11 protein-coding genes are annotated in these 13,263 nt (G+C 65.2%); 7 read left to right on the forward strand and 4 right to left on the reverse strand.

From position 1 onward, the window contains the following. Positions 1-26 precede the first annotated feature (26 nt). Positions 27-851 (forward strand): cyclopropane-fatty-acyl-phospholipid synthase family protein, encoded by an 825-nt coding sequence (locus CAP37_RS03375; RefSeq protein WP_086122870.1) that lies wholly within the window; start codon positions 27-29, stop codon positions 849-851. A 52-nt stretch (positions 852-903) separates the two neighbouring features. Here CAP37_RS03375 and CAP37_RS03380 read toward each other — a convergent pair whose 3' ends face one another. The 4 genes from CAP37_RS03380 to CAP37_RS03395 form a co-directional block, all read right to left on the reverse strand. Continuing rightward, a complete protein-coding gene (locus CAP37_RS03380; RefSeq protein WP_086122871.1) occupies positions 904-2,937 on the reverse strand; it encodes a fused MFS/spermidine synthase in 2,034 nt (677 codons plus the stop codon). An 81-nt stretch (positions 2,938-3,018) separates the two neighbouring features. Beyond that, entirely contained in the window at positions 3,019-3,225 is a 207-nt protein-coding gene (locus CAP37_RS03385) for a hypothetical protein (protein ID WP_086122872.1), read from the reverse strand. Between the two features lie 82 nt (positions 3,226-3,307). Continuing rightward, positions 3,308-3,790, reverse strand: coding sequence for a hemerythrin domain-containing protein (locus CAP37_RS03390; protein WP_086122873.1), 483 nt, complete (start codon positions 3,788-3,790; stop codon positions 3,308-3,310). Between the two features lie 116 nt (positions 3,791-3,906). Beyond that, on the reverse strand, positions 3,907-7,188 hold the full coding sequence (locus CAP37_RS03395) for a PAS domain S-box protein (RefSeq protein WP_179190118.1): 3,282 nt from the start codon (positions 7,186-7,188) through the stop codon (positions 3,907-3,909). Between the two features lie 292 nt (positions 7,189-7,480). On the opposite strand from CAP37_RS03395, the gene CAP37_RS03400 reads away from it, so the two are divergent. The 6 genes from CAP37_RS03400 to CAP37_RS03425 all read left to right on the forward strand — a co-directional run bounded on the left by CAP37_RS03400 (position 7,481) and on the right by CAP37_RS03425 (position 13,183). Further along, positions 7,481-9,868: a catalase gene (locus CAP37_RS03400; protein ID WP_086122875.1), complete on the forward strand. Its 2,388-nt coding sequence runs from the start codon at positions 7,481-7,483 to the stop codon at positions 9,866-9,868. A gap of 522 nt (positions 9,869-10,390) precedes the next feature. Beyond that, a complete protein-coding gene (locus CAP37_RS22160) occupies positions 10,391-10,684 on the forward strand; it encodes a helix-turn-helix transcriptional regulator (protein WP_373271086.1) in 294 nt (97 codons plus the stop codon). Between the two features lie 52 nt (positions 10,685-10,736). Continuing rightward, positions 10,737-11,624: a DMT family transporter gene (locus CAP37_RS03410; protein ID WP_086122877.1), complete on the forward strand. Its 888-nt coding sequence runs from the start codon at positions 10,737-10,739 to the stop codon at positions 11,622-11,624. A 47-nt stretch (positions 11,625-11,671) separates the two neighbouring features. Further along, positions 11,672-11,995, forward strand: a complete 324-nt coding sequence (locus tag CAP37_RS03415) for a DUF2834 domain-containing protein (RefSeq protein WP_086122878.1) — start codon at positions 11,672-11,674, stop codon at positions 11,993-11,995. A 52-nt stretch (positions 11,996-12,047) separates the two neighbouring features. Further along, positions 12,048-12,338 (forward strand): helix-turn-helix transcriptional regulator, encoded by a 291-nt coding sequence (locus CAP37_RS21650; protein WP_179190119.1) that lies wholly within the window; start codon positions 12,048-12,050, stop codon positions 12,336-12,338. A gap of 26 nt (positions 12,339-12,364) precedes the next feature. Next, positions 12,365-13,183 (forward strand): helix-turn-helix domain-containing protein, encoded by an 819-nt coding sequence (locus CAP37_RS03425; protein WP_086122880.1) that lies wholly within the window; start codon positions 12,365-12,367, stop codon positions 13,181-13,183. Positions 13,184-13,263: the final 80 nt, after the last annotated feature.

Genomic DNA, 13,263 nt, shown 5'->3' on the forward strand with positions numbered 1-13,263 from the left:
CTGCTGCACTCAACCGGAGACCCACCATGATGAAACTTCGCCCCTCCTTGCTGGCCGCTGCGATCTTTGTGGCGGCCTCGGCGTTGTGCGTTCACGCCCCAGCGCAAACCCCCGCGCCCACCTACCAGCCTGCCGAGGGCCAGGCCGGCAAGGACGTGATGTGGATTCCCACCTCTGAGGTGCTGGTCGACCGCATGCTGGAAATGGCGAAGCTCACCCCGCAAGACTACTTGGTCGATCTGGGTTCCGGTGATGGCCGCCTCGTCATCACGGCCGCGAAGCGTGGCGCCATCGCACACGGCATCGAATACAACGCCGATCTGGTGGCGCTGTCCAGGCGGGCCGCACAAGCCGAGGGCGTGAGCACGCGCGCCACTTTTCAGAAGGCCGACATCTTCGAGTCGGACTTTTCCCGCGCCACCGTGGTCACCATGTTCCTGCTGCCCGAGCTGAACATGCGCCTGCGGCCCACGCTGCTGGCCATGAAGCCTGGCACGCGCATCGTCTCCAATTCTTTCAACCTGGAAGACTGGGTGCCCGACCAGGTGCAGCGGGTGGTGGAAGGTTGCCGCACCTATTGCGAGGCCTACCAATGGACCGTGCCCGCTCAGGTGGCGGGCACCTGGCAACTGGGCAATGGACAGGAACTGGTGCTGGAGCAGACGTTTCAGATGCTCAAGGGCACGCTGCGCCAGCGCGGCCAGGCGTTTCCCTTGCGCGATGCGCGCATGACAGGCACCCAGATCCAGTTCACCGTGGATGGACTGCGCTACGCCGGCGAGGTGATGGGCCGTGACATGCAGGGCAGGGTGAACGGTGGCAGCGCCTGGAAGGCGACCCGTGGACCCTGATCACGCAGATGTCCACTGACCGCGATGCCCGGTTCAAGACCGTGCTGCGGATTCAGATCAGGATGTCGAACAGGTTCGAGAACGTGTCCGTCCAGGGCCGGAAGCCCGGTGTCGGCACCAGCACTTTGGCGCCTTGCATCGCCGCCGGCAGCGCGGCGGCCTGCGCGGGGCTCACAAACACCACCCACGAAGATCGGCGGCAGAACGGGTCGCCGTGGCCCGCGCTTAGTTCCAGCAGCACGGCCACCTTGCCGAGGTGCTGTGCGGCCGATGCCATGACCGGGCGCAGGTCCAGGTAGGTGTTGGTGATGTGCACCGCCAGCAGCCCGTCGGGCAACATGTGCCGCTGGTAGGCCTCGAAGGCTTCCAGCGTGAGCAGGTGGGTGGGAATGGAGTCGCCGGAGAAAGCGTCCATGGCCAGCAGGTCGAAGGCTTGCGGCGATTCGCGTTCCAGCATCAGGCGCCCGTCGCCCAGCACCGGCACGATGGTGGCCGCGCTGTCGGCCAGGTAGCTGAAGTGCTTGCGCGCCAGGTCCAGCACCTGGTCGTTGATCTCATACATGCGCATCTCGTCGCCCGCGCGCCCGTACACCGCGAGCGTGCCTGCGCCCAGGCCCACCACCCCGATCTGGCGTGGCCGATCGGTCGGCAGGCTTTGCAGGGCGCGGCCGATGCCGGTGCGTTCGCAGTAGTAGGCGGTGGCGTGCCGGGGGTGGCTCAGGTACTGCTCGCCGTGGGTGATGCTGCCGTGCACCATGCTGCGCACCGGTCCCAGGCCGTCTTCGTCCACGCTGTCCTCGATGCGGGTCTGGCTGTAGAAGTTGCGCACCACTTCGGTGTAACCCTGCACGTAGTCCAGCGAAATGCTGGTCAGCCGAACGCCATACAGCAGCAGCGCGACCAGCAAGGCACCGCGCAGCCAGCGAGCGTGCCGCCTGCCGCGCAGCTCGGGCCAGAGCACCAGCACCATCAGCAGCGCACACAGGAACAGGCCCAGTGGCAGTTCGAAGTAGGCGTTGAATGCCACCGGCGCCACCAGCCCGACGAACAGGCCGCCCAGTGCGCCACCCACCGAGAGCATGAGGTAGAAGAGCGTGAGGTGGCGCACCGGTGGCCGGCGCCGCACCAGCTCGCCATGGCACACCATGCAGAACACAAACACCGCTGCGCTCAGCAGACCCACCAGCACGGGCGCGCTCAAGCCCTCGTTCATCGCGAAATCCAGCGCCAGGAAGGCCAGCGGCAGCGCGCCAAGAAACAGCGGGCGCACGTAGTAGCGCGGTGCGTCGAAACACAAAATGAAGCTCAGCAGGTACAGCGCCAGCGGCAGCACCCAGAGAAAGGGCACGGGCGCCACGTCCTGCGTGAGGTGCCGCGTGATGGCCAGCAGCAGCATGGAAGCCGTGGCCGCCAGGCCCACCCACATCAGGCATTCGCGCCAGCCGGGGTGGGGTGCTTCTTGCAGCGGGGCCGCGTGGGCGCTCGAATGGGTGCCACCTTGCCGCCGCAGCGTGAAGCCCGCCGTGGCCACGCAGGCGACCACGAACAGGGCGTAACCCACCGACCACACCCAGGCCTGCGGCTTCACCGCCATGGCCGGCTCCACCAGCACGGGGTAAGACAGCAGCGCCAGCATCGACGCCAGGTTGGACAGTGCATAGAGCCGGTAGGGCTGCACGCCCTGCGCCACGAAACTGCGCGCATACCAGGCCTGCATCAGCGGGCCGGTGGTGGAGAGCAGCAGGTAGGGCACACCCACCGTGGTGGCCAGCACGCCCAGCACGCTCCAGGTGGGGTAGGCCTGCGCGTCCAGCTTCCAGGAGGGGTCGGCCACCACCGGCAGGGTGGCCAGGCTCAGCAGCAGCAGCGCGCCGTGCACCCAGGGCTGGCGGCGTGCGCTGAGCTTTTCATGAACCAGGTGCACATAGGCGTAGCCCACGAGCAGTTCCACCTGGAAGAACACCATGCACAGCGTCCACACCGAGGAAGACCCGCCGAACCACGGCAGGATCATCTTCGCAACGATGGGCTGAATCTGGAACAGCAGGAACGCTGACAGGAAGACCGTGACGGCGAAGAGGGGCATGAAACGGTGTGCTCCGGACCAGGGATGCCGGAGTATGACCGTTGCTCAAAGCGGGCCCTCAGGCCCCAGAAAAACCAGACCCTATGCCAGGTACACCGCGATGAACGCGAGCATGAAGATCTGCAGCGCGCCCGCAAGCGGCAACACGATGGGCATGTAGTGGATGACGGTTTCCAGAAGGTCTTCCGCCTGCTCGTCGGTGTACTCCTTCAGCTCCGGGTCGGAATACTCGGTCGGCCGCTCGGCCAGGGCCTGGTCGGGTGGCGGATGGTGGTGATGGTTGTCCATGAAGGCTTCCTTTCGCAACAGGAAGCCTTCAGGGGCAATTGGCGTTCCCGAACCCCCGCAGCGGGCGGCGCTGCGGGCGGAATCAGGCCGGTTCCATGCCCATGAGCGCTTCTTTCCGCGCCAGCAGGTCTTGCCGCATGGTCACCAGGTCCAGGCCGCGGGCCGCGCGTGCCTTGGGAAAGATCTCATTGCGCTCTTCCTTGACGTGGTGGTCGATGTACTCGCCCAGCACCTTCACCTTGGCGTCGAACATCTCGTCGACTTCTTCCGTGGCTTCGATCTGGGCGATGAGGTCCTTGGCGCCAGCGTGTTCGACTTCTGCCTCCGCCAGCAGGTCGGTCTCCTTGAGGGCGGCGCGCAGGGCCGGATAAAAGATCTCTTCTTCGATGGTGGCGTGCACCGTCAGCTCCTGGCAGATCTCTCGCGCCAGGTCCCGCTTTTTCTGGTTGGCAGACTTCGCGCTGGAGGACGCGAGGTCGTCGTAGTCCTTGAACATCTTCTTGACCGCTTTGTGGTCGGCATCGAGCAGGGTGCATGCATCGGGGGCGGAGCGGGTGGTGGCCATGGGAATTCCTTTGACGTGGGATGAATGAGGTGGTCGGTGCATACGCCGGTTTTGACGAACGCCGTTTACCTTGGCAAAGCATGTGCCTGGTGCACTGCTTCGGATCCCGCGGGGCCTCAGCTCAGGGTGGCGAGCACGGCGCGCAGGTCGTCCACGTCGGCGGGCTTCACGAGGTGGCGGTCAAAGCCCGCCTCGTGCGATCGCCGCAGGTCTTCCTTCTGGCCCCAGCCCGTCAGCGCAATCAGCGTCATGTCGCGGCCTTGCGGGCTTTGCCGCACCCGCCGGGCCACCTCGTAGCCATCCATCTCCGGCATGCCGATGTCCAGGAACATCGCGCAGGGGCGGTAGGTGTCCATCGCCTCCAGCGCCGACTGGCCGTCGTACACCGTTTGCACATCTGCACCCAGAAATTGCAGCACCATTTCCAGGCTGTCTGCACTGTCGCGGTTGTCGTCCACCACCAGGATGCGGCGCAAGCGGGGCGCCTGTGTCTCGGGCTGACTGACCACATCCAGCTGGGCGCCTGCCGCTGTGGCCAGCGGCAGGCGCACGCGGAATTCACTGCCGTGGCCGAGCCCTTCGCTGCGCGCCTCCACGCTGCCGCCATGCATGGTCACGATGTTGCGCACCAGCGTCAGGCCAATCCCCAGCCCGCCCTGAGCACGGTGGTAGGTGCGGTCTGCCTGCGTGAACAAGTCGAACACCCGCGGCAACATTTCCGGCGGAATGCCGGCGCCGTTGTCCCGCACCGACACCACCACCTCGGCGCCTTCGCGCTGTGCACCGAGCCAGATGCAGCCACCTTCTTCGGTGTATTTGGAGGCGTTGTTCAACAGGTTGGCCAGCACCTGGGCCAGCCGCATGCCATCGGCCTCGAGCGTCAACGGCTGGTCGGGCAGCGAAAGGACCAGCTGCTGTGACGCCGCTTCAAGCAGCGGCTTGCTGGTCTCCACCGCGTTGTGAACCACGTCGGCAAGCTGGACCGATTCCGTGCGCAGTTCGAACTTGCCGCGCGTGATGCGGGAAACCTCCATCAGATCGTCCACGAGCCGCACCATGTGCTTCACCTGTCGGTCCAGCATGTCGTGCACACGATCGGCCCCCGCACCACCGCCGTTGGCCATGCGCAGGATGTGCAGGCTGTTGCGAATGGGCGCCAGCGGGTTGCGCAGCTCGTGCGCCAGCGTGGCCAGGAACTCGTCCTTGCGTTGATCGGCTTCGCGCAGCTCCTGTTCGGCGCGGCGCAGCTGGGTGGTGTCGTAGTAGAAGCAGGCCACGGCATACCGGCCATCGGGCATGGTGATGCGCAGCAATTGCCAGTTGTAGGTTTCCACCTCGCCAAGGTCGGCGCGGTCGCTCACCAGACCGTCCGACACATAGGGTTCACCTGTCTCCAGCGTGTGGCGGAAGATGGCAATGAGTTCCGCAGCCAGAGGTTCGGGCCAGAGCACGCGCATGGCCGCGTCCAGCGACACGCCGATGGCGGGATTGACATTGCGGAACGCGCGCGTCTGCGTTTCCGCGTTGATGTGCGAGATGCGAAAGTCCGCATCGACGATGTAGAAGCCGCTGGGCGAATGGTGGATGAGGTAGTCGAGCAGCTCCGCGCCTCGCTGTACCTCAGCCTCCTGCTGCTTGCGGGCCGTGATGTCCAGCGAAACCGAGATGATGCTTCTGGGCTTGCCCGCGCTGTCGCAGAGACGGGACACGCTGTTGTGCACCCAGATAACCGAACCGTCCTTGCGCACATGCCGCTTCTCGATCTCGAACGGCTCGCCGTGGTGAATGAGCCGCGCGCGACGTGCCAGGTTCACTGGCCGGTCTTCGGGATACAGCACGTCCTGCATGCGCATGCCCAGCAGTTCGGCCTGCGAGTAACCCAGAATTTCGCTGTAGCGCCGGTTGACGCTCAGGAACCTGCCATGCAGATCGGTCTCTGCCACGCCACCCAGCATCTGGCTGAATAGCGCCTTCTGCCGAGCGTCAGAGACCTTCAGCGCGGTTTCGGCACGGGCCTGCTCCAGGCGGGTCCACACCCGGCTGGTGATTTCCTGCATGAGAGCCACCTCGTCCTCGCGCCAGTCGCGCGGTTCGGCTTGTTTTACTGCCAGCAGGAATCGCCATCGACCTTCCCGCACCATGGGCACGGCGATGAAGGCGGCGGTGTGGTGGGCCGCCAGGCGTTGCGCATCCACGCGCGGGTCGTTCGCCGTATCGGTCACCACCAGCACTTCGCCCCGCCCCAGAGCGCTCACCACGTTCTGCGAAAGGTAATCGGCAATGCGGTAAACGCCCCGATGGCCCGGCATGCCGCTTCGGTGCCACTCGTGCCCCACGGTCACTTCGTCTCCCGCATCGTTGATTTCGGCCAGCTCGCAGCGCGAAATCTTCATGTGGGCGCCGATCTTGGCACCGAGCACGGCCATGGTTTCGTCGGTGTCGGTGAGCTGCACCAGGTCGCTGCTGACTTCCGAGAGGAAGGCCAGATCGGTTTCACGCCGCCGGCGCTCGCTGACGTCGTTGAACAGCACGGCCACCTGGTGGTCTCCCGGCGCGCCCACGCGGAACGCGTACACCTCGTAGTACCGGTTGAGCGCTTTCGCTGCGTGCTCAAAACGGCGGGCCTTGCCGGTGAGTGCAATCTGGCCGTAGATCTCGAACCAGAACGCTTCATGGTCCGGGGCCACCTCGCGCACGCGTCTGCCATGGGCGTCGGCGATGCCGGTGTGCCGCTCGAAGGCGGTGTTGGTCTGCAGGAAACGGTAGTCGTTCGGCTTGCCCTGTTCGTCGAACAGCACCTCGATCGTGCACAGCCCCTGGTCAATCGAGTCGAACAGCATGCGGTAGTGCTGCTCCGACCGCAACAAGGCGGACTCTGCCCGCGAACGCTCCACGGCCGCCCAGGTGACTTCGGCGGTTTCGTTCACCAGCGATGTCTCCCACGCCGTCCATGCCCTGGGCCCTTTCACGTGCACACCCAGCCCCACCACAAAAGCACCGTTCTTGATCAGCGGCACGCCCACGTAGGCACCCACCCCGATGGCCGCATAGGCCGCGCGTTCACCCGGCGAAAGCGCCGTGTCGGCTTGCACGTCGTTGCAGACCGCCACCCGGCCAGAGCGGTAGTGGTCCAGCAGCCGCTGCCCGAAGGAAGACACGGGGTAACGCCCGGCGATGGAAACCACGCCATTCACCTCGTCGCGCTCGATCACGTACTCGTCCCCACGCAGTTCGAAATAGGCCACGCGGTTGGCGTGGAGGACTTTGCACAGCATCTGGCTGGCGGTGCCCTGGATTTCCACAGGGTCGGCCAGAGGCCGCAGCGCGTCTTTGAGAGCGAGCAGATGGGCGTGGCTGGACCGGGCGGTGGGTAGGTAGGCCACAGGGTTGGCGGTCATGGGCACCTTTCTTCCTGGGGAGCAGGCCACCTTCCCGGCAATCGGCGTGCCTGCTGCTCCAGCCCCTGTGCCTCGGGAAGGCGAGGTCGCGCAACCACTTTCAGTCATTCTTGCCGCAGATTCCGCCATCGCTGGGTGCAAGCCCCTTCGTTGATGGTCCTGCCACCCGCCCGATCGGGCACGCGCATTGCCGAAGAGGGTGGCGTCCGACCGCGTGACCAGCGCGGTAACGATGCCAGCCGCCTGAATGCAGGTGGTTGGGAGCACTTTTCTTCGCATCGGAAAACTCACCATGGCCAAATCAAAGAACCCCACGCGCAGCGATTCACCCGCTGCCGCCCGCAACACCGACAGCGCGCCTTCCCAGGTGAAGGCCGCCGACGACACCGCCTCGCAACAGGCGGTGCAGACCCACGACATGGTGGCCGGCATGCCCTTCAACGCCGGCAAGGCGGGTGAACACGGGTTCGACAACGGACTGCACCCCCAGCCCGGGGCCACGGTGGAGCCGGCATCGCGCCTGCCCACCGGCAGCACGCTGTCGGAAGAAAACGTGTCTGCCAAAACCGGCACCCAGGCCGCCGAAGGCGTGAACTGGACCATCGAGGCGCTAGACCGCGTGCGGGTGGATTCATCGGGCCAGAGGCTCACCACCAACCAGGGTGTGCCGATTGCAGACAACCAGAATTCACTGAAGTACGGGGTGCGCGGCCCCGTATTGCTGGAAGATTTCATCCTGCGCGAGAAACTCACGCACTTCGACCACGAGCGCATTCCAGAGCGCATCGTGCACGCGCGTGGCTCGGCAGCGCATGGCTTCTTCGAGTGTTACGAGCCGCTGACCGACATCACCAGGGCCTCCGTGTTCAAGGAGGCCGGCAAGATCACGCCGGTGTTCGTGCGCTTCTCCACCGTGCAGGGCGAACGCGGCTCGAAAGACACCGCGCGCGATGTGCGCGGCTTCGCCGTGAAGTTCTACACCGACGAAGGCAACTGGGACCTGGTGGGCAACAACATGCCGGTGTTCTTCATTCAGGACGCCATGAAATTCCCGGACCTGGTGCACGCCGTCAAACCCGAGCCGCACAACGGCATGCCGCAGGCCGGCAGCGCGCACGACACCTTCTGGGATTTTGTTTCGCTCATGCCCGAGTCCACCCACATGCTGATGTGGGCCATGTCCGACCGGGGCATTCCGCGCAGCTATGCCACCATGCAGGGCTTTGGCGTGCACACCTTCCGCATGGTCAATGCCGAAGGCGAATCGGTGTTTGTGAAGTTCCACTGGAACCCGGTGTACGGCACGCATTCGCTGGTGTGGGACGAGGCCGTGAAGATCTCCGGCGCCGACCCGGACTACCACCGCCGCGACTTGTGGGAACGCATCGAAGCCGGTGCCTACCCCGAATGGGAACTGGGCCTGCAGGTGTTCACCGAAGAGCAGGCAGACCAGTTCAGCTTTGACATTCTCGACGCCACCAAGCTGATCCCGGAAGAGCTGGTGCCGGTGCGGCCGGTGGGGCGCATGGTGCTGAACCGCAACCCCGACAACTTCTTTGCAGAAACCGAGCAGGTCGCTTTCTGCACCGCGCACATCGTGCCCGGGCTCGATTTCTCCAACGACCCCCTGCTGGCCGGTCGGATTCACTCGTATGTCGACACGCAGATCACCCGCCTGGGTGGGCCTAACTTCCACGAGATTCCGATCAATTCACCGCTGGCCCCGGTGCACAACAACCAGCGCGATGGCATGCACCGCCAGGCCATTCCGCGTGGTCGTGTGAGCTACGAACCCAACTCCCTGGGCGGTGGCTGTCCCTTCCAGGCTGGCGCGCAACAGGGCTTTGTGTCCGTGCCCGCGCGCATTCAGGCCAAGGAAGAGCAGGGCAAGGTGCGCGCCAAACCCGAGAAGTTTGCCGACCACTACACCCAGGCCACGCTGTTCTTTGAAAGCCAGAGCCCGGTGGAGCAGGCCCACATTGCGGCTGCGTTCCGCTTCGAGCTGTCCAAGGTCACGGTGCCCGCCATTCGAGAACGCATGGTGGCCTCGCTGCGCAATGCCTCTGAAGCACTCGCCCAGCAGGTGGCCCAGGGGCTGGGCATGGCGGTGTTGCCCGACGCCATGCCGCGTGCGCTGGAGAACCCCACCATGCCCGAAGTCACCCGATCGCCCACCTTGTCGCTGCTGGCCCGGCCTGGCGATGGCTCCATCAAGGGGCGCAAGGTTGCGCTGCTTGTGGCCGACGGCGCAAATGGCCAGAGCGCGATGAACGTGCACGCCGCGCTGTTCGCCGAAGGCGCGGTGCCGCGCTTCGTGGGTCCGCGCATCGGTCCCGTCAAGACATCGGACGGGGTGGCGATCGACGCCGATGCCTCGCTGGAAAACGAGCCCGGCTTCCTGTTCGATGCACTGGTGCTGCCCGATGGCGATGGCGTGGCCGACGCGCTGGCGAAGGACGGCCACACGCTGGAGTTCATCCGCGATCAGCACCGCCACTGCAAAGCTATTCTGGTGATGCCGGCTTCCGACGCGCTGTTGCAGGCGGCGGGCGTGGCGCCCACCTTGCCATCGGGTGAGGCCGATCCCGGCATCGTGCAGGGCACGGATGTGGACGCGTTCATCGACGCGATGGCCAAGCACCGCCACTTCGAGCGGGAGACGGACCCGCCGATGGTTTAGCGACACATCGAACTTGCGGCCTAGAATTTGTTCATGCCGCAAGATCGAGTTGTCATTGGTGCCAGTCGGAACGTGCTGGTGGAACGTGTGCGTTGGCATGAAGCGGCGCCCCAATGGAGCCCCCTGTATCGCACGCCAACCCGCAGGGTGGTCTTGCCGGGAAGTGGAGCTGCGCAACTCCGCAGCGGCGATAGCGAAGTGCTGATCGACGGCCTGACTGCCTTTGGCCTTGCAGAAGCGATTCCCTATCAGATCAAGCCAGAGCAAGGATCGAATGGCCGAGCCGGTGTGGTGGTGAGTGCAACCGCCAGACACTGCGTGAAGGTGCCCACCGAACCGCAAGCTTGGCTGTTGCCCCCTTCCGCTTTGTTTCACCTGAGGCTCCACTGGCTCAATCTCGAAGCGGGTAGAACCCTGGCAGCGCAAACCGTTGGCATAGTCGACTCCGCATTCAGGTCCGCGGTCCTTTTGCATCCGAGTCGTGCGTGCGTTGGGCACGTATCGCGCGCGCGAAGCCTCCTGATGCGTGAGCGAGGCGACCGTGTGACGGTTCAGGATGTCTGCGATGCGGTCCATGTTTCTCCTTCCCACTTGGCGCGTTCGTTCCGACGACACGTTGGAGTGAGCCTGCACGAATACCGACAGCGTTTGCGTCTTTGCGTGGCATTGGACCGGCTTGAGGCGGGCGAGAATGATCTTGCCGGACTCGCTCACGATCTGGGGTTTTGTCACCAGAGTCATTTTGGCCATGCGTTTCGAACGGAAGTGGGACTGACGCCTGCCCAGGCGCGCCAAGCTTTCAGGAACGCCCGCTAACTGAGCAGGATTTTGATATTCGCCGGGGTTGTCTCGTCGCAGACTCCCGGCGATGAATTGCAGATATCTCCTGGGCCTGTTCGCCGCCTTTGCTGCCGCCGTGATCGGTGCTGGCTGGCAGATCGCTTCCCGGCACGGCGTCACCACCACGCTTGGCCCCATGGAACTGGCGGTGCTGCGCTACGCCATCCCAGCGTGTCTGCTCGGTCCGATTCTGTTTCGAACCCCATGGCCAGCAAACCTGACCTGGAGAGCGGTGGCCCTGCTCGTCGCTTGTGGGGGATTGCCATTCGGTTTGCTCGTCCTGGCAGGTGCGCAGTTTGCTCCCGCCGCGCATGTCGGCGTGTTCATGGCCGGCACGATGCCCTTGTTCACCGCCTTGGTGTGCCGGTTCGTGCTCGATGAGCGTGTGCAGGGCTTGCAGTGGCTGGGGCTGACTTTGGTGGCGATAGGCGTGTTTTCGCTGGGAGCGTCCAGCCTGCGCGCTGGCGTGGCGGGAAGCTGGCGGGGTGATTTGCTGTTCATGGTGGCTGCTGCGCTGTGGGCGATTTACACGGTGGCGTTTCGCCGCAGCGGTCTGAATGCACTGCAGGGCGCGGCGCTCGTCAACACCGGGTCGGCTTTGTTCCTCGTTGTCCCACTCGCGGTGTGGGGTGCGCCTTTGTTGTTCACAGCGCCCCTCCACGATGTGTTGCTGCAAGTACTTTGGCAGGGAGTGATCGCCGGCGTTCTGGGTTTGGTGACGTACTCGGTGGCCATAGCGCGCCTCGGCGCGGCTCGAGCCTCATTGTCTGCGGCGCTGGTGCCGCCCATGACGGCTGTGGGTGCGGCGCGCCTGCTGGGTGAGGAGCTGGGCTGGGTAACCGCATCGACATCCTTGCTGGTGGCGATCGGCATTGCCTTCGCCAGCGCACCACGTGCAAGCGGCGGTCCGCGATGACGCGTTTTTCCTATACGCCGGCCATCCGCTCAGCTAACTTCGCTGGCATGAAACCCAGACATCTGCTTGCAGCCATTGCCGTCGTTGGCCTCCTGCTCCCCTGGTTCTACAACCTGCAGTACTTTGCCCATGGCGGGAGCGTGCTGCCTGGCGTGTTCTTCCAGCACGCCTTCGCCAATCCGCTTGCCACCGCCATCACGTTCGACGTGTACCTGGCCGCCATCGCGTTCAGCGTCGGCGTGGGCATGGACCGCGCGGCGGGTGGGTTGCGGTGGTGGGCGATTCCCCTCACGTTTCTGGTGGGTCTGTCTTTTGCGCTGCCGGGCTACCTGTGGTGGCGGTTGGGGCGGGGCGCTGGTGCGGTGCGCTGAAAGCTGGCGGGGCAGGCAGCGGCGGGCGCTGCTGCTGCAAGTGCAGCGCCATGTGGAGCAACACGCTGCCGACGCCGAGTTGACGCCCGCCACCGTGGCTGCTGCCTTCGGCCTCTCGGTGCGTTCCCTGCATGCGCTGTTCACGCTGTCGGACTGCAGCTTCCAGCAGTTCCTCACCCGCACCCGCCTGCACCACGCACATGCCTTGCTGCGCGACCCGCATGCCCAACACCTGGACACCGCCAGCATCGGCTTCACCGCCGGCTTCGGCGAGGTGTCCACCTTCTACCGGCGCTTCAAGCAGCGCTATGGCGTCACACCGGGCGCCTGCCGCTTGGCGTGACGCGCGGGCGTTCGTAAGATGTCGCGATGCTGCAGGTCTTCGCCGTCCCTCATCCGCTGTCGCAATGGCTCGATGGCGCGGTGATCATTCGCATGGGCGCTGACCAGCACGAGTCGCGTTTCCCGGCCATGCCACGCGCCATGCTGACGATGCACCTGACGCGCACCGAACCCGATGCGCGGTGGTCCATTGCGCAGGCCGCCTCCTTTCACACCCTCACCACCGAGCCCACGGCGTACGCCCACGCGGGCGGCATCACGGCACTGGGCCTGATCGTGCGGCCCGCTGCGGCGGCCTGTCTGCTTCACCCAGTGTGCGGCGCCGCCACCAACACCGCCTTGCCTTGGAGCAGCGTGGTGGGCGAAGCTGAAGCAGCGCGGCTGGCGGAGGAACTCGGCCCGCTGGACAACGAGTGGGCCTGCCTGCACGCGCTGACGGCAAGCTTCAGCCGCGCCATGCACAGCGTTTCCGCTGAACAGTGGCAGCAGGCCGAGCAACTGTGTGAAGCGTTGGGACGCCTGGGCGCGCAGGCTGGCGTGGCGCTGGGCATTGGCCCCCGCCAGCTGGAACGGCGCTGCCGGAGCGTGCTGGGCATCTCACCCAAACACTTCGAGCGGCTGGAGCGCTTTCATCGAGCGCTCACAGCCGTGGTCACGCAGGATGACGCTTCGCTCGCGCAGGAGTCGATCGACGCCGGCTACTACGACCAGTCGCACCTGGCGCTGGATGCGCGGCAACTGGGTGGCGCGAGTGTGCTGCAGATGACATCGCAGGCTGCGGCTGACAGGCCTTGGTGGGCGTTGTCCACGCCGAAGGCTTTGCAGACTGCGCGTGAGGATCTCTAGCCGTTGGCACCGATGCCAGTCGGATGAGTTCGGTCGCCAGACGCGGGGCGCTTGATATATTGCGACCTCCCCCCAGAAGG

The organism is Hydrogenophaga sp. IBVHS1, from assembly GCF_002127265.1.
In the GTDB taxonomy this organism is placed as follows: domain Bacteria; phylum Pseudomonadota; class Gammaproteobacteria; order Burkholderiales; family Burkholderiaceae_C; genus Hydrogenophaga.